Here is a 22,863-nt window from a genome sequence, read left to right as displayed (position 1 = left end):
ACGTTGTGTTGCATTTAGAATATAAAGGTGTGTACTCGTCTCTTGAATCTGAGCAAGGGACTGAAGCCTCAGAAGAGGATAAACGCTACTGGCTTGTTTGGTATACTGATAATGACACTGTAATGATTCAAGCATTATCTGCCCGGCGTACCATTGCGGGTAAACAGTATCGTTTGCGAGTAGAAGACTTTATTCATAGGTTTATTAAAGAACCGGACGTGTTGTTGCCGCCGCAAGTACTCGCCCATGCTCATCTTGTGGAGCATGAAGTGCGTTCTTTGCCTGAAGAGCCGTATTCTTTTGTCCTGAAAGATAAAAATGGCACAGATGTTACTCCAGAGCTTATCTCCTCTTCGAAAGCTCTTGATATCGCCCGTGAAGAGGCAGAAGCTTTTGCCCGTGAGCAAAAAAAACCTGAAAATGTTGCCAAGAACCTGAAGGCCAGTTTTGAAGATGCGCTCGCAGCACTGGAAAGTGGTGACAGGCGTAATGCCCTTAAGCTGCTCACAAAGCTAGCTGATTCTAAAGAAGGCGTTTTGCCGGAGCATAAACATGTCTTTGCAGGATTTGGTTCAGACCTGCGTAAACAGAAGTTGCCGGCAGCGGCCTTGCAGCACCAGCTGCGTGTTGTGGAACTTAGTCCGGAAGATGAGCACGCCTTGTTCAATGTTGCTCGCGTGTATTATGATATGGGTGATTATGGGAACACCATACGATACCTGAACCGTGCAATTGCGCTTAATGAAAATTTGAAACCGGCACAGCGTTTTCTTGAGTATGTACGTAATGAAGGACGGGCTGCAAAGTAGATGATGTAACCACTGAGGGGAGGATGCATGAATCGCAATATTTCCATGTTGATTGTATTAGCACTTGTGGTCGGGACTGTTCTTATCGGCTATAATAAATGGATAAGGCGTGAAGCCTATACCATTTCTGAAAATGCATCCTCTCAGGTCTCTGTCAACACCTCCACGCAGGAGAGTCAGGCCCTGCAAGATGTTGTAATAGGAAAAAGCACGTCAGATACGCTCTCTTCGACTGCCCCCAAGGCTGACCACGCAAAAAACTCTGATGTGAAGGCCGGTTCCTCCTCATTGCAAGTACCAGTTGCAGAGCGCACGCAAGAGGATACAGGAAATGACCTTATCCTTGTAACAAAGACTGTAACAGTCGCAGAGGTTCGGCCTCAACCTGATGCGACGACGTCAGTGCAGCCTCCAGCTGCGACTTCCCGGAAAAAAGATACAGTTGCTAAACATGCAGAGCTTCTTGCTCTTGAATCCGTTTCGTACGCAGACGAAAAGCTGACTGTGTCTGCGGTGAATAAATTTACGTACAAAATTTTTGAATTAAAAGAGCCTGATAGGTTTGTTGTGGATATTGTCGGGCATTTCAAAGAGGAGTTACCTGAGCCCAAGGTTGTAGCGGATAATCTTGTTAAGGCCGTTCGCTTGGGGCATCACGAAGATCGGATTCGTATTGTGCTTGATTTGAAAGGTAACATTCCATCTAATTGGTCCGCAACCCAGACTAACGGCACCTTGTCTGTCATGATGAAGTAGCGCGGCACACTGTATTTGGTTATTTTGGCAACACACTCAGAAGAAAATTGTTTCAATAAAAAAGAGCCGGATTATTCCGGCTCTTTTTTTATTGCTGTGTATTGCTGCTATTTTTTAATTTCAAACCCAATACCAGTGATGGCTGTTTCGATGGTCTCCATTGGAACAGTGGTGGTTTCTTTCCATTCAACTTTTCCGGAAAGCAGGTCGACAGCAACGTCGGAAATTCCATCAATTGCCTCAAGGGCTTTGGTAACTGCGTTAACGCAGTGCTGACAGGACATTCCGGTAACAGTAATTGTTGGCATTATGTAATCCTCATACAGCTGTTCAAAAGAATTGTATAAAATTAGTATCAAGCGTAGCATATCGTAACATTTAATGTCGCTCAACTATTCAGAAAATTTTTCTGATGGTGCGTACTGCATGTTGCCGTATCTATGTGAAACAATGAGGTTTGTTATGACTGATAACCATATTGAGTCGATTGATTCAAATACACTCCGAAAAGTCACCATGCCCATAAAAGGTATGACTTGTGCTTCTTGCGCTGCCCGCATTGAGAAGGGGGTCTCAGAAGTAGAGGGAGTAATAAATATTGCTGTAAACTTGGCAACAGATTCTATGCAGGTTGAATTTGATTCTTCGCAGAGTAGTGTTGCTGATATCGTGCGAAAGGTAGCTGACACAGGGTACGAAGCGGTGGCACAGCCTGAGAGCGCTGACGACGGTGAAGAACTGCGTTTTGCCATTTCCGGTATGCATTGTGCTGCATGTTCTGCCCGAATAGAAAAGGTTACATCACAAATGCCGGAATTTGCATCTGTTGAAGTTAATCTCGCAACAGAGACTGCCAGAATTACCCCGGCTGTTGATGTTGATAAAGACACCGCTGTGGCAGCGTTTGTCGAAAAAGTTGCGATGCTGGGGTTTGGTGCAACGTTGAAGGAAGCTGAAGACGGTGCACAGGACGTTACTGCCATGTGGGAAGAACAGCAGGAGTCAATGCGGGAACGTTTGGCCGGAATGAAGGCCAAGCTTATCCCGGAAATTATATTTGCCTTTCTCCTGCTGATTGTTGCTATGTCTGACATGACAGGTCTCAGTCTGCCTGAGTGGTTGGCTCCTCATTCCTCGCCGAGGACTTTTTCTCTTACTCAATTGATTTTGGTTATCCCTATCATGTGGTCAGGGCGCGATTTTTATCTACACGGATTTAAAAATCTCTTCAGGGGGGCTCCTAATATGGACTCCCTCATTGCTGTAGGAACAGGTGCTGCATTTGCCTACAGTCTTTGGGGAACTGTGGAGATTTATCTTGGTATTAATGTAATGACCCGTGTGATGGATTTGTATTTTGAGGCAGCAGGTGTGTTGATTGCTCTTGTTTCTCTGGGTAAGTTTCTCGAAACCCGTTCCCGGTCACATACCTCTGACGCTATTAAAGGGTTGATGGATCTCACACCTGATACTGCTATCCGGATCGTTAATGGAGAACAGCATACAGTGCCTGCCGCAGAGGTCGTAGCAGGTGATATTTTGCTTATTCGACCGGGCGAACGTATTCCGGTTGACGGTAGCATCATTGAGGGCTCTTCAAGCGTAGATGAATCCATGCTTACAGGGGAATCATTGCCTGTTTCAAAAACGGTCGGTGACTCACTTGCCGGTGGTACTGTCAACACACATAGCGTGTTAACCATGAAAGCAGAGCATGTCGGCGCAGATACTGTTCTTTCCCGAATCATTCGTGTTGTGCAGGATGCTCAGGGGTCGAAGGCTCCGATAGCTTCCATGGCTGATACTGTTAGTCTGTACTTTGTACCGATTGTTATGTGTATTGCGTTAGTTTCCGGCATGGCATGGCTTATTGCTGGAGCGTCTTTCCCGTTTGCGCTACGAATTTTTGTAGCCGTTATGGTTATTGCCTGCCCGTGTGCCATGGGGCTTGCTACGCCGACGTCCATTATGGTCGCGACAGGGCGTGGTGCTCAGCTCGGGGTGCTGTTTAAAAACGGCACAGCCTTGGAGCAGACAGGACGTATCCAGACTGTTGTTTTTGATAAGACAGGTACCATTACACATGGCAAGCCGGAGCTTGTCCATGTGGAATCATTGAACGGCATCGAACAGGAAACAGCTTTGGCTTACGCAGCCTCTCTCGAAAGTCTTTCTGAACATCCTTTGGCAACCGCTATTGTGAAAGGAGCCAGAGAGCGTGGCGTGTCACTGCTTGATACGCAGGATGTAACTGCTGAATCCGGAAAGGGCATTTATGGCACTGTAGATGGTAAAACAATACGTATTGGTAATGCCGCCTACGCTGGAGTCGATCAAAATGCAGAGGTGCTGGAGCGGATGAAGATGCAAGCTCTGCAAGGGCGCACCGCTCTTGTTATGTCAGTAGATGATAGACCTGCATTGCTGGTAGCCGTGGCAGATACAATAAAGCCTGAAGCGGCTGTTGTCGTTCGCCGGCTTAAAGAACGTGGTGTTTCTGTTGTCATGCTGACAGGGGACAACAGCGTTACTGCTTCCGCAATGGCAAAACAGGCTGGCATCGATACTGTAATCTCAGAAGTGCATCCGGAAGATAAGAGCGATACAATTCTTGGTCTTCAGAAGAAGGGGCAGCTTGTAGCTATGGTGGGGGACGGTATTAATGATGCTCCGGCCTTGGCAACAGCTGATGTTGGTATCGCCATGGGAACAGGTATTGATGTTGCGGTTGAAGCTGGCGATGTTGTGCTTATGTCGGGTGAATTAACCGGTGTGATCACAGCTATTGAACTGAGCCGCGCAGCAGTGAAGAATATTAAACAGAATCTTGTATGGGCCTTCGGCTACAACACCCTGGGGATTCCTGTTGCAATGGGGCTTTTGTATGCGTTGTTCAACGGCCCGACACTATCACCAATGATTGCAGGCGGCGCGATGGCGTTGAGCTCTGTATCGGTTGTTTCCAACGCACTTCGCTTGCGGTGGTTTAAGCCTCAGGACTAGCTTAAAAAAATAGTAATAAAAAAGGCGACATTATTTGAATGCCGCCTTTTTTTACGCTTAGTACTGCCTGATGTATTCTGAAATATTGTCGGCTGAGCAGGTTTTGCTCACCCAGAAGGCTGCAGCCCAGACCATGAGCGCTGTTGCATCAGTGTTGTTAAGTTTATTGATTTTTGCCCCAAGCGTTTCTCTGCTGATTCCGTATATATCATGCAATTGCTTGGAGTTGCAGGCGTCTTCTACACGCAGTCGTAAGTACTCTTTGCTGGAATTATCCGGCTGTATTCGCAGGTTTTTGTGCGCAGCGATAATAAGCGCGAGTTCACTGCCCGAAAAACTACGCTTAATGGTCGTAATAGCACGAAAAAAAGTGTCTACAACCCAGGGCAGAATGAACTCAGCTCCGGCACTTTTTGTGCGGAAGTAGTCTTTCAGCCATTTTTCCTGTTCGCTTGTGATACGAGCGGCTACTTGCGGCATACAGAAGAACCTCCAATGTGTCTCGGGGGTATGTCTGCGGAATGTACCGTGTCCGAAATAAAAGTATCAGTATATAAATATGATAGCTTGAGAAATATTGCAATGATGTATCATCACCTGCTACTTGATATTTATAGCACCTTTCAGCGTGATATCTTCTGGTAAGAACAGGATGTTACCTGTCCTATTGTCAAGAGTGACGTCACCGAGAAGTGATACAGAAGGGTTAAAGACAATATCACCGGTGATGCCAAGTTTGCTGCACGAGGCAAGGGACGGAACACCTTTTTTAAATTTTTCATAGATATTGTCGAATTTGCTGTAATATCTAGGATCAAGGTTTACCTGAAGATTTTGCGTGATATTGGCCTCATTTAGTTTAAGCGTGCCGGAGTGATCAATAAGGTAGTAGTCTGACATAACTTTGAGAAGGTCGTCTGTACGTTTTACAGGTATAAACCTGTCACGTGAAGTGATGATGGCTTGCGCGTTGGTAAAGTGGGAAATGGCTGCGCCCATGGCACTTTCAACTTGATAGACCGGAGTTGAAGACGCGTCGTGCGGATTTACTGTTTTGGGATTCAAAATAAGAGGAAGCTTTGGAAGTCCATTCTTTTTTAGATTGTTTTTTAATTCGACAAGGTTGATCCAGATGTTATTTGTATTGAAGAGGCTGTGTTTTCTAATATCTTGAAAATGTTCAAGATCACATTCTGGACATTGGCTGACTTCGCGTAGAATAAGACGTCCGCTATTATGTTTTGCGAGATGCCCACCTTTACTGTCATTTTCTGTACGCTCTGTAACTTCCATAAGAAATGGAATATTTTTTTCTGCCATGTATCCTAACATGCGCATATCCAGCGTGGCACCGAGGTTGTCGATGTTGGAGACGAGGGCATACTTGCGCCCTTGCCGGATGAGTGTGTCCAATACGCCGGATAGGAAAAGTGATGCGTAGAGGTCGCCGTGTCCCGGAGGATTCCATTCGTGTTCAGGATTATCAGGGTATTCAGCAGGAGTTAGCGTATCACGTCGTATTTTAGGAAATTTATGCTGGATAAAGCATAGCGGTAACTGGGATAAGCCATTCATATGACGTAGCTCACTGAGCGTGTCTGAATGGGTATTGTAGCTGTTCATAAGCACAAGAGGGAGTGAACCTCCGTACTGTTCCTGCCACGAGACTGCCTGTTTTACTGTAATATCAAGAAAAGAAAGATCGTCTTTTACAGGCAGCAGAGATTTGGCAAACTGCATTCCCATACTCGTACCCAATCCGCCGTTTAATTTGATGGCAACAGCTTCTTTGGCAATAGCTTCTCCTGCTTGTTCGTATTTATCCAGTTCACTGATATGGTTAAGCTGGGATTGCTTAACCGGAGATATGTGCATTTCTGCGATATGGCCCGTCGCCAGTTCAGACACATCAGATAAATAGCTCGTGAACAGTTCTATAACTTTTGCGGGAATTCCTTCGCGGCGCATTTTTTTTGCGTATGCAGTAAAGGGAGAGTCGGAACCGTATTCTTGGCGCGGTGCACTTGAACATTGTTGGTTACGAATAGAGGTTTGTGAAGATGTGTTGTGAGAACCGGATGTAGGCATAGTGACTCCCTTTTCACAAAATTAATTATTCAGCTACGGAACAGTGATATGGATTTACGGACGAAATTACCCACTACCATACTGGGGAGAAGCTGGAAGTATAATTTTTGAAAAAAGGAAGTTCCCTGAAGGCAGAAGATGAATAAAAAAGCCTGCGGTGAGTGGCAACACCGCAGGCTTTCTGCTTAAATGATATTATGCAGACAACCACCTTTGGCTGCCATACTATCAACGGCTCGGGTGACGTCCGGGTCTTCTTCAAGTGCCGGAGCATGAAAAGACTTGAGGCGGGCATCGATAATAACAGGACCTGTGCAGCCCCAGTGCTTGCAATGGGTGAATGCACCAGCACCGTACATATCTGTTGCAGGGTCTGAACGGGTAAATGTTACCCAGAGGAAGTTATCCCAGTTGGCTGCGGTGAAATCTGCATCATCTGCGACAACAACAAGCGGGAGTGAGTCAAGCTTACCGACATTTTTCAGGTGTTCTGCAAGGCGGAACATGGCGTTGTCATGTTCATCACGCGCAGCGGTGTGTTTTGGGCCTTTGACGACCACCACTCCTGGCATGAACATCTTTGCATCACTGAAATTGTCCGGCAGAGAGAAGTTGGATGGAATACTTGAACCAAGAGTGCGTTTAATAGGACCGCATGCCGTCCAGATGAGCTTGGAACCTTGGTTCAGGCTGATGCCAGTGTAGTCGAGCGTATCAATTGTGGTGCGGGTGATGAAATGGAAGTCACGCGCAAAGTCAGTACGCTCAAGCATATGGGTAAAGAATTCTTTGTAGTTATGGGTAGTAAGTGCCTGATTGTCTTCTTTTGCTGCAAGGATTGCATACTTGGAAAGTGATGTCTGCGTGTTGCCGAGCAGGGATAGACCGCAGGTGATGAGTTCCTGCGGCTGACGCTCTTCTGCATATGGAACATAACGTTCGCTGCCGATAGCAAGCAGAAGCGGGTGTACGCCTGCCGGATCAACTGCATGTACTTCATGTACACCGTTGAAAACAGTTGGAACGAGTTCTGCTGTGAGGTCATGAATAAACTCGCCGAAAACGGTGTCCTCCTGTGGAGGTCGCCCTACAGTGGTGAACGGCCAGACAGCATCATTTCGGTGGTATACGTTGTCTACACGCATGAGCGGGAAGTCATGAGCAAGGCTGTAGTAGCCTAAATGGTCCCCGAACGGGCCTTCAGGCTTTTGTTCGTTAGGGTAGACTGTGCCGCTGATGCAGAAATCTGCTTCTGCAAGGATAGGAAGCTGACCTTTGCGGGTAATCATCGGCATACGGAATCCACCGAGTGCTCCGGCAAAAATAAGTTCTGCAATCCCTTCAGGGAGCGGCATAATAGCCGCCATTGTCATAGCTGGGGGACCGCCTACAAAGACGTTTACTTTTAGCGGTTCGTTGCGGCGGAGCGCTTCTGCATGGTGATAGCCGATACCACGGTGAATCTGATAGTGCAGACCAATTTCTTTATCTTTTTCAAACGGGGCACCGGTAAGCTGTACGCGGTACATACCGATGTTTGAATGCATAAAACCCGGCTTGTCCGGACTTTCTGTGTAGACCTGCGGCAGGGTTACATAGCCGCCACCATCCATTGGCCATGAGTGCAGTTGTGGCAGCTGGCTCACTGTGGTTGTATTATCAAGCACAGGGCCTGTTTTTACCTTCTTAGGCATAGTGGAGTATCCGGCGCGTGGAACTCCGGCATAACGCCATGGATGCTTGAAGAAATCAAAAGGATCAACCTTCAGCTTGAAAATGCCTTCCAGTGCACGCAATGTGTCGCGGAAAATCCAACGTGTTCGTTCCATCGTCCCGAAAATGTTGCACACCATTGGGAATTTGGTGCCTTTTACGTTGGTGAACATAATTGCTGGCGCTTTTGCACGAAAAGCGCGGCGCTGGATTTCAGCTACTTGCAGGTGCGGGTCAACTTCTTCATGGATGCGAATGAGTTGCCCGCTTTTTTCCAGATCAGCAATAAGCTGCTGTGTGTTTCTGTATCGCAAGAGAACTTCCTTTTATATCAAGCTGGGGTGAGAAAATATTACTGGCGCGTCAAAACATGTGTGCAGAGTGCAGGCTTGCTATTCTGCCAAGAAAACACGCTGTCCGTTATATGTATGCCGGCATGTGATTAGTGTACTATGCATGGGGAATTTGCGGAATAATAGAGTAAAGCCTTCCGGCTCGCAAGAAACTTGAGTGAAGATGTATGGAATGAGGGTGCAATAGATGGGAGTCGTGGTTTTCATAGAAAAACCCCTCTTTATCACACCGATAAAGAGGGGCTTGCGCTCAATCAGGAAAGAGTTGCTACTATAGAGACTCTTTCTACAAGTAGCCGGAAAACAAACCGGCTGATGATATGTATACTAATCTACTTTGTAGTACGCAGAAGCTGCTGCACCACAAATTGGACATTTTTCTTCAGTTGGACCCTCGTGAGTGTGACCACAAACAGAGCAGTTGTAGTAATCTACTTCTACTGGATTTTCGATGTTCTCAAGGGCTTTAGTGTAGAGACCGGCATGTACTGCTTCTGCTTTATTAGCAAAACCGAAGTAACGTGCTGCAACTTTTTCGCCTTCAGCTTCAGCGTCTTTGATCATTGCAGGGTACATGCTTTCAAACTCGTGTGTTTCGCCAGCGATTGCATCTTTAAGGTTTGCAACAGTATCACCGATTTTACCGGCGTTGCGAAGGTGTGCATGAGCATGAATTGTTTCTGCATCAGCAGCAGCACGGAAAAGTTTAGCAACCTGAGTGTATCCTTCTTTTTCAGCTTTTTTAGCGTAAGCAAGGTATTTACGGTTAGCCTGAGATTCACCAGCAAAAGCAGCCATAAGATTTTCAAGAGTCTTGGACATTATTCACTCCACAAGTGTGTTAGTTGTTTTCAAGGAATTCCTTAACAGGAATGATTACTATTTATATTTTCAGTTTGACTTTGTAAAGTAAAAAAATAATTTTTTTCCAAAAAAAATATTTCAAGTAGTGCAGAATATAACAATATATTCTATACTGGCTATGGTTTATTTCCAGTATTTCCTAACGTTGTTTTGTATAAGTTTCGAAGCAATGAACAAAAAAAGCCCACAAAAACTGTGAGCTTATATTTTTTTGTAGGACTGTTTCGTTTTACGAATTGATATCTATAGAATCTTCGTCCACTGGTGGCTGTGCCGCCATCTGTGTTTCAGTCATATTATCGTCTGACATCGGAGGGGGGGCATAATCGTCCTGTCCGGGAAGCGGGGCAGGTGGCGGCATATCTTCCGGTGGCACTCCATCGTATTCTGCAACCTGTTGTGTTGATGCATATGGGCGCGGCGAATTCACGAATTCCAGTTTAACTTGTCCAAGCTCAATTTTAAGAAAGGCTGAGTATTTTTTACCGGCTTTGGAAACCAGTTCGAGAGGTTCTGTGGTGCGTCCCTTGGACAGCAGTTCGTCAACAATTGTTTTATCGATCGTGCGTCCGAACATACTTTTCCAGATAACAAACAGACAGCCGCCATCATCACGTTTCCAGTTGGAACAGGCGTATCGTTTGTCCAAATCAACCACCTCACCACCGCATAACGGGCATGTTCCGTCCGGTTCCCGTTCTCCGACTTCTTTGGCTTTCATTGCCAGCAGAATCGGCGCCACGCTTTTATCTTTAATGTTGTGGATGCTGCCTGCAACAAGATGACGGATGGAATGCATGAATTCCGGGTAGGTGGCGGTGCCGCCTTCAATATCTTTAAGCTTCTTTTCCCATTGTCCTGTCATTTCAGGAGAAACGATGTCAGGAAGCATGGCGGAGATTACTTCAATAATTTCCTGACCGGAGTTCGTGGCCTGAAGTTTTTTTCCATTGCGTTCTATGTACTTTCGCGAGAGTAGCGTTTCAATAACCTGTGCACGCGTTGCCGGAGTACCAAGGCCACGTTCTTTCATGGCGAGACGGAGCTCTTCGTCTTCTACAAATTTACCGGCTGTCTCCATAGCGCTCAGGAGTGACGCGTCTGTAAAGTGTGCCGGAGCTTTTGTCTGGCGTTTTACTGTGTCGATGGCGTCAGTGTTTACGGTTGCTCCCTTGCGGAGTGACGGTAGCGGGTTGTCCTGCGCAGCTCGCCACGGTTCGACCACGAGCCAGCCTTTGTCCTTGAATATTTTCCCTTTGGCGACGAACAAATGTTCACCCACAAGCACACGGACGGTGGATGACTGGTATACTGCTTCCTGACTGAAGGCTGCGATGAAGCGGCGGCAGATCATTTCATAAATTTTTTGTTCATCACCGGATAGCTGAAGAATGTTTGCCTTGCGAGCTGTAGGGATGATAGCGTGGTGATCGGTAACTTTCTTATCATTCACACATGGAAACTTTTTACCGTCTTTAATTCTATTCACAGCAGGAACTGTTTCTTCTTTATAGAGAGGGTAGATAGCGCGGAAATACGTGAGAATTTCTGCGAACAGTTCTTTAGTTAAATGGCGTGAATCTGTACGAGGGTAGGTAATAAGTTTTTTCTGTTCGTACAATGCCTGAGCAATGGCAAGGGTATCCTTTGCTGAAAGTCCGAAGCGGGTGTTCGCTTCACGCTGGAGTGTGGTCAGGTCAAACGGCAAAGGTGGTTTCGTGCTGCCTTTACGGCTGATAACGCCTTCAACTTTGCCTTCTTTATCCTTGCACTCTTCTACAACTTTCAGAGCCCGTGATTCAAAGTTAATGCGTGTTTCTTTTTCATCCTCGGGAAGATGATAGGTCGCAGAGAAGCAATCAGCAGGTGTCTCTTGTTGCGTGTTTGATTCAGCGCCTGCTTCAATGGGCGCACTGGATTTTTCTGGACGGCAGAAGGTCGCTTCAACTGTCCAGTAATCTTTAGGCTCAAAGTGTTCGATTTCGTTGCGGCGGTCTGCAAGGAGCTTTAGTACAGGGGTCTGCACACGTCCTACAGAAATAAGGCGGTTCGCTTTTACTGTGAAGATGCGGGAAAAGTTCATACCGATCAGCCAGTCAGCTTCGGCTCTGGCAAATGCGGCAAGGCCCAAATTACGTTTTTTGGAATCAGGCATGAGCTTGTTCAAGCTTTTTTTTAGCCCCTCTTCAGTCATGTCGTTCGCCCACAGGCGCTTCACAGGCTTGTCGCAGCCTGCCATGAGGTAAATGCGGCGGAAGATAAGTTCGCCTTCACGCCCGGCATCTGTTGCGTTGACAATGTCAGAGACGTTCTGATCGTTCAGTAAACGGTTGAGAACTGCGTATTGTCGTTGTCCTTCTTTAAGGACGGCAAGTTTGAATTTGGGGGGAATTATGGGCAGTTGCTCTATGTTCCAGCGTCCCTGCCATGCTTCATGCTGTTCCTCTGGTTCAGCAATGCCTACGAGGTGCCCAACAGCCCAGCTGACTATATGGGTGGCACCTTCTAAATATCCTTCCTTGCGGTTGGTGGCGTTCACATGCGGGGCAATTTCACGGGCAACCGAGGGCTTTTCTGCAATAATAAGTGTCTTTGGCATTATCCGACACAGGTAGGACGAACTGGGCTTTGCGTCAATGAGCTATTTTTTACCACGCAGCTTTTGGAAAATGTCTGAAATTTTGTGTGACAGGGTTACGTTTACCCAACGCCGTTCAACTTCTTCACGGAAATGGGTGCCGAGGTGTTTCTCAATACGGTAAAGCACACCGGATTTCCCACGTGATGTGAAAAAAGAATCACTGTATCCTTCAAGATCTAAAACACAAAACTCGTTATCTTTGTAGAGAAAATTTTCGTAATGAAAGTCAAAAAAAACAATTCCGGAATTAAGGATAGTGGCTACAAGTTCAATAAGGCGTGGTTCAATGGTTGGATCCTTAGTCTCTTGCAGATATTCTTTAAGCGTTGGAGCTTCAACTTCTTGAGTTATAATCTTGTATTTTTCGGCAGTGATAACTGGAGGTGTTTTTAATCCAAGAGCGTTTAATCTGTTAGCAATATGAGCAAAATTTAAGCCAGGATATTGACGCAGACCAAACCAATATTTCAGTTTTAGTTCTAATTTAGGAGTAAAACATTTAGTATACTGCTTTTTTTCTTCATCGTAATAAACAGCACGTTTATGATTTTTTCTGAGACATATCATTGCAATCCCTTTTTCACTGATTTTCTGAGCACATAGCGCGGTGTTCATTGCAATTGTAAATTGATAAATTAGTAAGCAAGGAACGTTTAGTCTATTTGCAAAAGGAATGCAAAATAAAATTTTTTTCTCTATGATATACGCTGTTTAGCTTGATTAATTTCCAGACACATCTCTCAGTGCTTGTAAAAAACGTGAGCGTAATGTGTCACTCATGAGGCTTTTTTTGACGGGAGAGAGTTTGAGGAACCCTCCTAGCACGAAGCGCATGAAGTTATCTGCTTTACTGTTGGGATTATCGAAAAGGAGATTCTGTAAGGTGCCTCGTTCCAGAGATTGTAGAATCGCCCGTTCAAATGTGTCTTCAGGATGGATTACACGCTTGGATGTTTTTTCCAGAACGAGTGCTTTGGGTTTGCATTGTAGCGCACATACACCGCATCCCAGACAACGGTCTGTATCAATTACTGCAAGCTTTTTAGGACGCTTATCTTTGATGACAGCACCGAAGCGTTCCTGCATGGAAATGGCATCAACAGGACAGGCCTTGGCGCACAGGCCGCACCCGATGCAGTCTTCCTCGCTGCATGTGGCAACAAAGGAGGATGATACAAGAATGTTGGTGTATCCGGTTTTTTTGATTCCGTTCATAAGGGTACAGCAGCAGCCGCAACAGTGGCAAATAAATCCTACATCCTGCTTTACGTTATCCGCTGTGAGGGTGAATCCCATGTCTTTTGAGCGGGCAAGTATGTCGAACATTTCATCTTTACTGGAACGTCTGGCAAGGTTGTTTCGAATAAGAAATTCTGCCCCGCTCCCGATGGTAGTGCAGGTGTCCAGTGGAACATTGCATTTTTGTTCGCCAAGGTGGTGTTTTTCGTGCCGGCAGGAACACAGGCCCACAGCAAAAGATGATTGAGCGTCGATAAGGGCTGCAGCACGTTCGTAATCAAGCACTTCTACATGCGGATCCGCAATAATAGTTTCTTCGTACGGCAGTGCACGCATGACGGAAATTTTTTGACCATCAGCAAAGTTAGCATCCAGAAATTCTTTTTTCCCGAACATATACGCTTGAAACAGTTCTGCCCATTTTTTCTGCGGCAGATTGGTTCCGGTACGCATCATGGTGAATTCAAAAAAACCAACAACAAAAGGGCTGACCATATATTCGTATTGGTCACCATTCCATATGTCGCAAACAAGCCCCTTTTTGCATAGACCATCAAGCATGTAGCGTAGTTTGGTCTCGTTGAGCTTGGTCATTGTTGCAATGCGTTCCAGCGTTGCCGGCCTGTATGGCATTGCAACAATAAGCTCCGCTTCAGCAGGAGTGTATAGATAGGTCACCATTTCTTTCAGGGCATCATTCCAAGGCATACGCACCATAGATCCGTCGAGCTTTTCTCCGAGTTCTTTGTATATGTCTTTAGCAATGATGTGTCCCATGATGGTGTCCTTGTAATCTTAACGTGGTTTGTTTGTATTATGGTTGTCCGTAAAACCAGTGATTCTACGGATACAGTGTCCTGAATTAACAAGAAACATATATGTAGGTTGTTCAGCCATCACTTCAGTTTCTTGCAGCACAGAGTATTGCCCCGGCAAAGGACTCTTCCCGTGTGGAGCTCGAGAAAATCCTCTGGATTGGAGCAGAGCTTCCTGCTCCAATATTGTGGTTACTTCAGAAGAGGCTTTGCTCATTTCAAGTAATTACGCTTCTTCTCGTATGGCCTCAAGACCTTCCCCAACCATCGTCGGTATGAACTCCTGAATCTCATAGGAAGCAAGTTTTTCTTTGTAGAATGGGTCAAGCTGAAGTGCTGCATCCAGTTCTTCCCGGGAGTCAAATCGAGCCAGAATTACTCCACCTGTGCGAGGAACTTTTCTGCCGGAAGCGACAAAATGCCCTAATGCATATTGGTTCTTAAGGTACGCAATATGTGCTTCAAGGTGTGCGTTGATTTGATCCAATTCACATGTGTAAGTGAGAGATACAATGAACATATTGGCATCCTTTGTAGTTTATTATGAGATATTGTTTTGTTGTGGGTGAGCCTTTACTAGGTGTACTTTTTGAGCATTTTATGAAGTTGTATTTTGAAGTCAAGCGTTCTGCAAAAAAAACTTTTAAAACAGTATGTTATTGTTTGAAGAGATGAATGTTGTAATGTTGTTAAGTGGTTGCAATTCTCTTTTTGTACTCAAGAAAAATAGGTTGTGTTTTTATGATGTGTTAAAAACTGCATGTAATTACAAAGTAGTAGTTCTCTTTAAAACTTTATATTCCTAAATCTACATTATTTTTCAATGCATATACTTTCTAGAAAAGTCTGTTTTATGCCACTTTAAGACAGTTAGATAAGATGATTCATATAACAGGTGGACAGTATGTTAAAGAAATCTTGTTTCTTGTTAGTTGGTTGTGCAATGTTGTTGTTCGTTGGGTGCGGAAGTGACAATTCTGCTACAAACACCGAATCTCCCGATACGCAACAAGAAATGCAAAAAGATACAACTTCCGGCACCGTCGAAAAAGGTCAGACAGAAGATAAAGATGCTGATGTGGAAAAAGTTATGCCTGAGGAAAAAGTTGATGAAGATAAAACTCGGGAAGAGATGATGCCGGAAGGGACAGATACCAACGATACGAACCAAGATTCTGTGAAAAAAGATGATGAATGCACCGAAAAAGGTGATGAAAATATGGATAAGACAACGCCTGAGATGCACAATCCATATGAACAGAAAACTTCTAATGAAGATCCTTCTGTAACGGTGTGTTAAATACGTAGGTTGTCATGGAACAGGGAATAGAGTCTCTCTGGTTCCTGTTCTTCATGGCGCATTCTTCCTCAGTCGAGTGTAAGTGAGGAGTGTTCATGAGACAGCACGCGCTTGTTTTTGTTTTTTTGATAGTTTTTTTAGCAGGGTGCAGTCTTTTTCACTCAGAGATTACACCGGACACACTTGTGGGGCAGACTGTACTTGTCTCACTGGAGTCGGGGGCATTTCCTGATTCTACTATTAAGATGCAGTTTATTTCATCTAAAGAGCTTGCGTGGAGATTCACAGGGAATATCGGCACCTCAACTGGTTTGACTGGGTATTTAATTTCTCAGGTTAATCCTAAAACCATTATTGTGACATGGCGCAGCAAGTCTGACCACGTGAGTTATGTTGTTACTATGGATTTTGGTTCCGAGCGATGTTTTATGGTTCGGGTCGATCACGGTAAGAATTTACTATCGGAAGGTGTAGTTGCATTTGAGTAGGTCAGGGTTGGTAATGGATAAGTACATAGCGGGTGTAGTTATGCGTAAAATTCCTATTCTACTTTTTTTCTTTTTATCAATTGTGCAAGGCACCGCTTTTGGCATGGCTCAACAGGTAGATATTCGACCTGAGGATTTGGTCGGTAAGACGCTCATTGAGACATGGAGGCGCGGTAGCATTGTTGGAGCTTCATACCGAACTGATATTTTAACGTCTAAAACCATGCTTTGGTCTTCGTTAACAGGACGTACTAAAGGCAATGTTGAAGAGGTTGAGTACGCCTGCATCAAGGTGGGGTGTGAAATATTACAAATGTCATGGCGTGAAAAAACAACAGGTTCTCGAGCCATTATCACCTATAATTTTAAAACAATGAAAATGTATGGTGTGATTGTGGAGGAGGATCGTGATTATTTGTTGAAGGGTTCTTTTACTATTGAGCGGACTAGAGACGTAAAGAAAGACAGAAAGGACCTACCGAAGTTGTTCAAGGGCAAAACAAGGGATGAATAATAGGTGAGGTGGGCTATGAAGAGGCTGCTGATAGCGATAGTATTGACGATGGTTTGTGTAACAACAAGCTATGCAGAAGAGGATACTGCCATAACCGCTCAGGAAAATAACACGGTAACAATGGGGGATTTGGTGGGGAAAACAATTCTCTACACATGGCGGACTGGACCTTTCAAGGGGGCGTCTCATATATTACTCATTGTCGATCCGAATACCATGAGGCTTTCAATTGAGTCTGGTATGAAAATGACAGATCCGAAAACCATAAGGTTTGATGTAGTACAAGTTTCTGATCAAGTTGTTTACATAACATGGCGAAGTGAAGAGTATGCACAGACTGTTGTTATGACATTTAATTTTAAAACGAACATGATCTATGAAGTCGCTGTAACTGAAAAAGCAAATTATCTCTCCCAAGGACCATTTATTTTAAAAAATTAGCACGGTTCAAGGAGACTTCTAGCTTTGTCATCCGCGATGGCTACTGGTGCAACGTTTTTTATCGTATTGCGGTTATTCTGTACGAACTTTCCATAAATGTACGGCTCTTTCGTTACTGTAACTGCAACGTAGTGTTTTCTGTTCAAGTAGAAATACAAACAAAAGCCCTCATATGAGGGCTTTTGTTTGTATTTCTTAAGACTAATTGCGTGTGAATCAATATTGCAAGATTGTTGTAACGAGTTTTCTTTAATGAACTAAATCGAAATGCAAGCTTCCCGCAGGAGAAGCGCAGCTATTAAGTTGCCAGTAAGCCGTCTGCGATCTGCGCAAAACCTGCACCACCGCGTTTTTCTGTAATCCATGACGGCTTGTGTTCGATGGTATCTTCAAATTCAAGCACATTTGCTACACCTACTGAGTTCGGGAAGTAGCTGAACATAGGGGCGTCGTTTGGTGAGTCGCCTGCGTAGACGACTTTTTCGCGGACAGCTTCGAGTTCAACGTTAAATTCTTCTTTAAGAATGCGGGCAGACATAGCAAGCTTGTCATATTGTCCGAACCATGCATTTACATGAATGGAACTAATTTTTGCAGTTGTACCGGCGCTGGTGCAGATTTCTTTAATTTTATGTACAGCTTCGATGGAGAGAGCTGGCACATCTTCGCAGAAGTCAATTGCGATGTCTGTCTCGCGGTACGCCTGATCTGCAGAAATGGCACAGCCGGGAACTTTTTCAACAACAAGTTCCCCAAGCTCTGCTAGTTTGATTTTGTGCTGCGCACGGAGTTCGTCTGCAGTTGCATAACGACGGATCATTTTTTTTGATTTGTCATCGTAACGGAAGTAAAATGCACCGTTTTCGCCCACCACGCCATCGACAGGCCACATGCGTGCAATTTGGTCGCACCAGCCTGCAGGACGTCCGGTAATAGGGATGACAATAAAGCCATTTTCACGCAATTGCTCAAGAGCAGTGTATGCCTCTGCGCGCAGGCGGCCTTCATCTGTGAGGGTGTCATCAATATCAGTAAGAATGTAGCGGATGTGCTGTTTGACATCTGCGGGCATAGTAGAAAAAGGCTTCATAAAAAATGCGTTCCCCGGATTGGTCTCAGAGTTAACAATGAGACAACTTCTTAAAAAAAGAGGGCAAATAATTTTGCCCTCTTCCTGTTTGTAGTCTGTAACTGCATGATGCACTTACTACACAGTGTCGTTGTACTAGATGATGCTTTGGCGAATCTTGGTAACAACTACTTCTGCAACAATGACGATGGTGAAAATGCACAGCAGAATGAGTGCAACCTGCTGCCAGCGGAAGAGGTTAAGTGCGGTATCAAGTGCAACACCGATACCACCAGCACCTACAAGACCGATAACAGAGGATTCACGAACGTTAATGTCCCAACGGAAGAGTGCCAGTCCCCAGAATGCTGGGGCAACCTGCGGCCAGTAACCTTTAAGGAGGATACTGACTGTTGGAGCACCGGCAGCGCGAAGCGCTTCAATAGGGCCGTGATCTACTTCTTCCAGTGCTTCTGCAAGTAATTTGCCACAGAAACCGATGGAACGGAAGCCGATAGCAAAGGTACCTGCCAGTGCGCCTGGGCCAAAGATTGCTACGAATAGGATAGCCCAAACAAGTGAGTTAACAGTACGGGAAGAAACAAGAATAAACTTACCAAACCAGTTAAGAATTGGGGATCTGGTAATATTATTTGCAGAAAGCAATGCGACCGGCACTGCTAAAAACAGCGCGAGGACAGTGCCAAGAGATGCAATGTTCAGTGTTTCGATGAGTGCTTGGTGAATATTTTCCTGAGTGTATGACGCAAAGTCAATTGGCCACATGCGTGTAAATAAATCATGCAGCTGGTACGGCGCGTCGTAGAGGAATTCTGGAATGATCTCTACGGTACTCAGAGAAAATACTAACAGGGAAACTGCACCAAGATACACCGCAAAACGGGCAAGGCGCTGCCTGGGGGTGAATCGTTCCCATGTCATATTATTAGTCATTGAAAATCGCCTTTATCTTTACGGAAAGAAGTTCGCTAAGCATGATAAGCGCAATAATTGAAATAAGAATCGCAGCGAGGAAGTCATAGTCAAAGCGTTGGAATGCAGCAAACAGAGTACCACCAATACCACCGGCACCAACAATACCAACCATGGTAGAGTTACGCAGGTTTGCGTCAAACTGGTACGTGGCAAAACCGATAAATCGGTTGAAAACCTGCGGGAGTACTGCAAAAACAAGTACACTCATGAATGGTGCACCAGCAGCTTTCATAGCTTCGACAGGCTTCAGAGAAATCTCTTCAATTGCCTCGGCAAAAAGTTTGCCGATAAAGCCGATTGAAAGGAATATCAATGTAAGAATACCTGCAAGCGGACCAAAGCCTACGGCTTTAACGAAAAGGATCGCAAAGATAACCGGGTGGAAGGAGCGGCATACTGCAATAATAGTACGAGCAGGCCAAGTCACCCAGTCCGGCATGAGATTTCGTGCAGCACACATGCCGATAGGCAGAGAAAAACCAATGCCGAAAGCGGAGGCAATAACTGCAATCTCGATGGTTTCAATCAAGTTTTCTACAAGCAGGTTCCAACGCTCAAAGTTTGGCGGAATCATCTCGCCAAGGAATTTGGCACCGTTCCCCAGACCTTCAATGAAGCGTACCCACGTAAAATCAAGTGCATTCAAAGCATAGAAAACGTAACAGGCAAGAATAATCCAGCCCAGTCGTGCTATAATGCTTGCTTTGAATGGTGATTTTCTTTGTGCATCCGTGGTCATGAGAGCCAATCCTCACCGCCGTAAATTTGAGATAAGTGGCTGTCTTTGAGTTCAGACGGGTGGCCGTCAAAGATGATTTTACCTTTGCTCATACCGATAATGCGATCGCAGAATCGTTTTGCAAGGTTTACATCATGGATGTTGATCAACACTGGGATGTGCTCGGTAGAAGAAACCATTTTGAGCAATTCCATGATCTCAACAGACGTTTTCGGATCCAGTGAGCTTGTTGGTTCATCCGCCATGATAACGTCAGGACTCTGCATCATTGCACGGGCGATACCAACGCGCTGACGCTGTCCACCGGATAGGCTGTCCGCACGCTGTGTTGCGAATTCACCAAGACCTACATGGTCGATAAGTTTAAATGCGCGGTTGATATCAGCCTGATCAAATTTTCGAAGCCATGCACGCCAGACAGGAATGTATCCAAGGCGGCCACAGAGTACGTTTTCGATGACGGTTAACCGTTCAACGAGGTTGTATTCCTGAAAAACCATGCCGATGCGGCGACGTGCTAAACGAAGATCTTTACCGGAGTAGGTAGTGATGTCGTGGCCGGCTACAGTGATAGAACCTTTGGTTGGTTCGATAAGGCGGTTGATACAGCGCAGAAGGGTGGACTTACCGGTTCCGGATGGTCCGATAATGCCAACAGTTTCTTCGCCAGAAACTTCAAAAGAAAGACCTTTAAGTACAGGTTTTCCTTTGACGTATTCCTTTTCCAAATTCTCGATCAAAAGGGAACGGGTTTCCCCGTTCCCTTTAATGGTATTTTCAACAGACACGTATGACTCTTATTTCTTTTTAGCTTTTTTGGCAGCTTCTTTTTCAGCCATTTTCTTCAGGCCAACAGCGTTGTAACTGGTGCCGGTGGCTTCAGCGATATCGCGAATAACTTTCCAGTCAGCCTTGTAGGTGATTGGGTAGAAGCGATCAGCGCCATGGAATGACTTCTGCATGGATTTAGGGAAGCGGTAGGTGCTGAATGCACCGATAATTTTTTGAGCAAGCGGGGCACAAAGCTGGCTGGAGTAACCGAAAGAAGAGGTAGGGAATTTAGGGCTGCGGTATACGATGCGAAGAGCATCTGCTTTAACGCGGCCAGCGGCTACCATACGGTCATATACGTCAGAAGCAACAGGTGCTGCATCGTAGTCACCATGTACTACACCAAGAACAGACTGGTCATGTTTGCCGGAGTAAACAACTGTGTAGTCTTTGTCTGGAGTAATGCCTTCTTTAGGGAAGAGGGCACGTGGAGCAAGGTTACCGGAGTTAGAAGAAGCAGATGTGTGTGCTACTTTTTTACCTTTGAGGTCAGCTAATGATTGAATCGGGCTGTCTTTTTTTACAACAACAATAAGGTTGTACCCCTGAAAGCCTTCCGGGTAGCCCTTAACAGCCATTGGTACGTAACCTGCGAGGTTAACAGCAAAGCCGGTAGGGCCGGTAGAGAAGCCGGCAATGTGAAGTTTGCCGGAACGCATAGCTTCAACTTCTGCAGCATTAGACTGGACGGTGTAGTAAATTACACGCTTGCCAGTTGCTTCTTTGAGGTATTCCTGAAAATCCGCAAAAGCGTCTCGGTATACAGCAGGGTCTTCTACAGGAGTGTAGGTGAACACCAGTGTGCTAGGGTCTTTACATTCGCTAGCAGGTGCGAGGTCTGCAACGAGGTCATTATCCTCATCACAGTAGTTTGTATCCAGACCACCACGGTTGGTGCAGTCTGCTGCGAGAGCAGGAACAGACGCTAACAGAAATGCCATGGCAACAAGCAACATAATTCTTTTCATGTGGTTCTCCAGCATAAAGTAAGCAATTCACACATCCTAATTACGGTGTGTGCTCCATCGTTAAACGAAAAAACTCGAACGACCTATTCTCTGCATCTCATAGAGTATGTAACCGGTTAAGACAATAGGAGCGGAAAAATTTTTTCAAATTGACGAAAAACAATATGTCAAAAAGATGTTGCAAAAACAACAAAAAGATTAATTATTGTAGAGTGCTATTCTATTTTTGTTGTATTGGACGGCAGTCTGAAAAAATGAGAAAAAGTTATGTGAATGGTGTTCACTATGGTTTTATTGGCTTTTTGATGTTTTGCACCGAATAGTATTTCGTCGATTGTTTTGTACTATCAATGGCAATGTGTTCTGCATGATTGTGGCGTAGCAAAAGTATGTCGAAAAAAACATTGAATAAGTCTGAACTTTTGAGAAGAATGCGTATATGGTAGCATCATTTGAAGTGGTTTTTGTGCTGCGTTCGAGCACTGTATAGATAATCAGGAGAGTTTATGCGATATATTTCAGCTTTTTTTGTTTTTGCGTTGCTGTTTTTCCCTGCGGTTGCTCAGTGTTCTGAGGAAGCACCTAAGCAGATTATTTTAAATGAAACCGGCAAATCTAAAGTTATGCCCACCTCTGGTTCTCTTTCGTTTTCTCAGGTGATTATTGTGTTGTTAAAACAGGACAAGGGTAATCCCCTGACGGCACAGGAAGCAAAGGACAAGCTTGCAGAGCAGGTGCAAAAATTAACTGATACTGTTAAGAAAAATTTGCAGGGATCGAAATCATTTACCAAAGATTTTGATGCGAACGTATCTTTTTCTCCATATTACAAACGAATAGACTCTAATAATTCTCTTGTAGGGTATCAGGTGCGCGCAAGCTATTCCATAACAGTACTGGATTTGAAAAAAGCTCAGGATGTAACATTGGCTATTTTGAAAAGTGGTGTGGAAGATGTTTCGCCGCTTTACGGGCAAGTTGATGAGGCTTCCCGACGCCTATGTGAGAAAGAAGCTTTGAAGGAAGCCGTGGAACGCGGCAAAGAGCGCGCTGATGTAATGGCAATGCTGATGGACAGCAAGCTTGGCGGTATTAGCCGCGCAGTCATTAATTCTGAGGGTGCTCCGCGTATGTATATGGAGAAGGCTGCTATGGCATCTGATTCTAATATGTATGAGCTGCAGGCGTCTACTTGCAGAGTTCGAGTAGAGCTTGTTTTTTCAGTACAATAGGCAG

At 45.1% G+C, this 22,863-nt stretch carries 22 protein-coding genes; 8 read left to right on the top strand and 14 right to left on the bottom strand.

The genetic code is table 11. The annotated features are described in order from the left end of the window. The first annotated feature begins 5 nt into the window (after positions 1-5). Both F461_RS0101160 and F461_RS0101155 read left to right on the top strand, forming a co-directional pair. Positions 6-809: a tetratricopeptide repeat protein gene (locus F461_RS0101160; protein WP_019999329.1), complete on the top strand. Its 804-nt coding sequence runs from the start codon at positions 6-8 to the stop codon at positions 807-809. 27 nt (positions 810-836) lie between these two features. Next, positions 837-1,565, top strand: coding sequence for an AMIN domain-containing protein (locus tag F461_RS0101155; protein ID WP_019999328.1), 729 nt, complete (start codon positions 837-839; stop codon positions 1,563-1,565). 107 nt (positions 1,566-1,672) lie between these two features. Here F461_RS0101155 and F461_RS0101150 read toward each other — a convergent pair whose 3' ends face one another. Beyond that, positions 1,673-1,873: a heavy-metal-associated domain-containing protein gene (locus tag F461_RS0101150; protein WP_019999327.1), complete on the bottom strand. Its 201-nt coding sequence runs from the start codon at positions 1,871-1,873 to the stop codon at positions 1,673-1,675. A 154-nt stretch (positions 1,874-2,027) separates the two neighbouring features. Here F461_RS0101150 and F461_RS0101145 point away from each other — a divergent pair, with 154 nt between their 5' ends. Beyond that, a complete protein-coding gene (locus F461_RS0101145) occupies positions 2,028-4,568 on the top strand; it encodes a heavy metal translocating P-type ATPase (protein ID WP_019999326.1) in 2,541 nt (846 codons plus the stop codon). A gap of 57 nt (positions 4,569-4,625) precedes the next feature. Here the strand turns inward: F461_RS0101145 and F461_RS0101140 are convergent, their stop codons facing one another. The 8 genes from F461_RS0101140 to F461_RS0101105 form a co-directional block, all read right to left on the bottom strand. Beyond that, positions 4,626-5,048, bottom strand: a complete 423-nt coding sequence (locus tag F461_RS0101140) for a hypothetical protein (protein WP_019999325.1) — start codon at positions 5,046-5,048, stop codon at positions 4,626-4,628. Between the two features lie 120 nt (positions 5,049-5,168). Next, positions 5,169-6,656: a UTP--glucose-1-phosphate uridylyltransferase gene (locus F461_RS0101135; RefSeq protein WP_019999324.1), complete on the bottom strand. Its 1,488-nt coding sequence runs from the start codon at positions 6,654-6,656 to the stop codon at positions 5,169-5,171. Positions 6,657-6,841: 185 nt separating this feature from the next. After that, entirely contained in the window at positions 6,842-8,683 is a 1,842-nt protein-coding gene (locus F461_RS0101130; protein WP_019999323.1) for a UbiD family decarboxylase, read from the bottom strand. A gap of 366 nt (positions 8,684-9,049) precedes the next feature. Further along, the gene (locus F461_RS0101125; protein WP_019999322.1) at positions 9,050-9,544 is read right to left on the bottom strand and encodes a rubrerythrin family protein; all 495 of its coding nucleotides are present in this window, start codon (positions 9,542-9,544) and stop codon (positions 9,050-9,052) included. Positions 9,545-9,815: 271 nt separating this feature from the next. Further along, positions 9,816-12,185: a type IA DNA topoisomerase gene (locus F461_RS0101120; protein WP_019999321.1), complete on the bottom strand. Its 2,370-nt coding sequence runs from the start codon at positions 12,183-12,185 to the stop codon at positions 9,816-9,818. 42 nt (positions 12,186-12,227) lie between these two features. Then, on the bottom strand, positions 12,228-12,794 hold the full coding sequence (locus F461_RS0101115; RefSeq protein ID WP_026364549.1) for a BUD32 family EKC/KEOPS complex subunit: 567 nt from the start codon (positions 12,792-12,794) through the stop codon (positions 12,228-12,230). Positions 12,795-12,947: 153 nt separating this feature from the next. Then, positions 12,948-14,243: a 4Fe-4S dicluster domain-containing protein gene (locus tag F461_RS0101110; protein WP_019999319.1), complete on the bottom strand. Its 1,296-nt coding sequence runs from the start codon at positions 14,241-14,243 to the stop codon at positions 12,948-12,950. Positions 14,244-14,507: 264 nt separating this feature from the next. Then, positions 14,508-14,801: a YciI family protein gene (locus F461_RS0101105; RefSeq protein WP_019999317.1), complete on the bottom strand. Its 294-nt coding sequence runs from the start codon at positions 14,799-14,801 to the stop codon at positions 14,508-14,510. 384 nt (positions 14,802-15,185) lie between these two features. Between F461_RS0101105 and F461_RS0101100 the strand changes: the two genes are divergently transcribed. From F461_RS0101100 to F461_RS0101085, 4 genes are all read left to right on the top strand, one after another. Then, positions 15,186-15,581 carry a hypothetical protein gene (locus F461_RS0101100; protein WP_019999316.1) on the top strand — a complete coding sequence of 132 codons (396 nt, stop codon included), beginning with the start codon at positions 15,186-15,188 and terminating at the stop codon, positions 15,579-15,581. A 95-nt stretch (positions 15,582-15,676) separates the two neighbouring features. Further along, complete coding sequence (locus F461_RS0101095; RefSeq protein ID WP_019999315.1) at positions 15,677-16,069, top strand: hypothetical protein; 393 nt, start codon at positions 15,677-15,679, stop codon at positions 16,067-16,069. A gap of 40 nt (positions 16,070-16,109) precedes the next feature. Further along, a complete protein-coding gene (locus F461_RS0101090; protein WP_143154860.1) occupies positions 16,110-16,583 on the top strand; it encodes a MoaF-related domain-containing protein in 474 nt (157 codons plus the stop codon). Between the two features lie 15 nt (positions 16,584-16,598). Then, complete coding sequence (locus F461_RS0101085; protein WP_019999313.1) at positions 16,599-17,024, top strand: hypothetical protein; 426 nt, start codon at positions 16,599-16,601, stop codon at positions 17,022-17,024. A 298-nt stretch (positions 17,025-17,322) separates the two neighbouring features. Here F461_RS0101085 and F461_RS0101080 read toward each other — a convergent pair whose 3' ends face one another. The 5 genes from F461_RS0101080 to phnD all read right to left on the bottom strand — a co-directional run bounded on the left by F461_RS0101080 (position 17,323) and on the right by phnD (position 21,627). Then, a complete protein-coding gene (locus F461_RS0101080; RefSeq protein WP_026364548.1) occupies positions 17,323-18,114 on the bottom strand; it encodes an HAD-IIB family hydrolase in 792 nt (263 codons plus the stop codon). 135 nt (positions 18,115-18,249) lie between these two features. Beyond that, entirely contained in the window at positions 18,250-19,047 is a 798-nt protein-coding gene (gene phnE / locus F461_RS0101075) for a phosphonate ABC transporter, permease protein PhnE (RefSeq protein ID WP_019999311.1), read from the bottom strand. Further along, positions 19,040-19,828: a phosphonate ABC transporter, permease protein PhnE gene (gene phnE / locus F461_RS0101070; RefSeq protein WP_019999310.1), complete on the bottom strand. Its 789-nt coding sequence runs from the start codon at positions 19,826-19,828 to the stop codon at positions 19,040-19,042. The genes phnE (F461_RS0101075) and phnE (F461_RS0101070) overlap by 8 nt, the downstream gene beginning before the upstream one ends. Beyond that, on the bottom strand, positions 19,825-20,616 hold the full coding sequence (gene phnC, locus F461_RS0101065; protein WP_019999309.1) for a phosphonate ABC transporter ATP-binding protein: 792 nt from the start codon (positions 20,614-20,616) through the stop codon (positions 19,825-19,827). The genes phnE (F461_RS0101070) and phnC overlap by 4 nt, the downstream gene beginning before the upstream one ends. 9 nt (positions 20,617-20,625) lie before the next feature. Next, positions 20,626-21,627: a phosphate/phosphite/phosphonate ABC transporter substrate-binding protein gene (phnD, locus tag F461_RS0101060; RefSeq protein ID WP_019999308.1), complete on the bottom strand. Its 1,002-nt coding sequence runs from the start codon at positions 21,625-21,627 to the stop codon at positions 20,626-20,628. A gap of 506 nt (positions 21,628-22,133) precedes the next feature. Here phnD and F461_RS0101055 point away from each other — a divergent pair. Continuing rightward, a complete protein-coding gene (locus F461_RS0101055; protein WP_019999307.1) occupies positions 22,134-22,859 on the top strand; it encodes an SIMPL domain-containing protein in 726 nt (241 codons plus the stop codon). Positions 22,860-22,863: the final 4 nt, after the last annotated feature.

Source organism: Halodesulfovibrio aestuarii DSM 17919 = ATCC 29578, assembly GCF_000384815.1.
Classification (GTDB): domain Bacteria; phylum Desulfobacterota; class Desulfovibrionia; order Desulfovibrionales; family Desulfovibrionaceae; genus Halodesulfovibrio; species Halodesulfovibrio aestuarii.
The sequence above is the reverse complement of the archived record's forward strand: the minus strand, read 5'-3'. Positions and strand labels throughout refer to the sequence as shown.

Coding starts and splice junctions, on each gene's coding strand:
- F461_RS0101155 (WP_019999328.1), top strand. CDS start 837: ATGAATCGCAATATTTCCATGTTGATTGTATTAGCACTTGTGGTCGGG.
- F461_RS0101150 (WP_019999327.1), bottom strand. CDS start 1,873: ATGCCAACAATTACTGTTACCGGAATGTCCTGTCAGCACTGCGTTAAC.
- F461_RS0101145 (WP_019999326.1), top strand. CDS start 2,028: ATGACTGATAACCATATTGAGTCGATTGATTCAAATACACTCCGAAAA.
- F461_RS0101140 (WP_019999325.1), bottom strand. CDS start 5,048: ATGCCGCAAGTAGCCGCTCGTATCACAAGCGAACAGGAAAAATGGCTG.
- F461_RS0101135 (WP_019999324.1), bottom strand. CDS start 6,656: ATGCCTACATCCGGTTCTCACAACACATCTTCACAAACCTCTATTCGT.
- F461_RS0101125 (WP_019999322.1), bottom strand. CDS start 9,544: ATGTCCAAGACTCTTGAAAATCTTATGGCTGCTTTTGCTGGTGAATCT.
- F461_RS0101120 (WP_019999321.1), bottom strand. CDS start 12,185: ATGCCAAAGACACTTATTATTGCAGAAAAGCCCTCGGTTGCCCGTGAA.
- F461_RS0101115 (WP_026364549.1), bottom strand. CDS start 12,794: ATGATATGTCTCAGAAAAAATCATAAACGTGCTGTTTATTACGATGAA.
- F461_RS0101110 (WP_019999319.1), bottom strand. CDS start 14,243: ATGGGACACATCATTGCTAAAGACATATACAAAGAACTCGGAGAAAAG.
- F461_RS0101105 (WP_019999317.1), bottom strand. CDS start 14,801: ATGTTCATTGTATCTCTCACTTACACATGTGAATTGGATCAAATCAAC.
- F461_RS0101100 (WP_019999316.1), top strand. CDS start 15,186: ATGTTAAAGAAATCTTGTTTCTTGTTAGTTGGTTGTGCAATGTTGTTG.
- F461_RS0101095 (WP_019999315.1), top strand. CDS start 15,677: ATGAGACAGCACGCGCTTGTTTTTGTTTTTTTGATAGTTTTTTTAGCA.
- F461_RS0101090 (WP_143154860.1), top strand. CDS start 16,110: ATGCGTAAAATTCCTATTCTACTTTTTTTCTTTTTATCAATTGTGCAA.
- F461_RS0101085 (WP_019999313.1), top strand. CDS start 16,599: ATGAAGAGGCTGCTGATAGCGATAGTATTGACGATGGTTTGTGTAACA.
- F461_RS0101080 (WP_026364548.1), bottom strand. CDS start 18,114: ATGAAGCCTTTTTCTACTATGCCCGCAGATGTCAAACAGCACATCCGC.
- phnE (WP_019999311.1), bottom strand. CDS start 19,047: ATGACTAATAATATGACATGGGAACGATTCACCCCCAGGCAGCGCCTT.
- phnE (WP_019999310.1), bottom strand. CDS start 19,828: ATGACCACGGATGCACAAAGAAAATCACCATTCAAAGCAAGCATTATA.
- phnD (WP_019999308.1), bottom strand. CDS start 21,627: ATGAAAAGAATTATGTTGCTTGTTGCCATGGCATTTCTGTTAGCGTCT.
- F461_RS0101055 (WP_019999307.1), top strand. CDS start 22,134: ATGCGATATATTTCAGCTTTTTTTGTTTTTGCGTTGCTGTTTTTCCCT.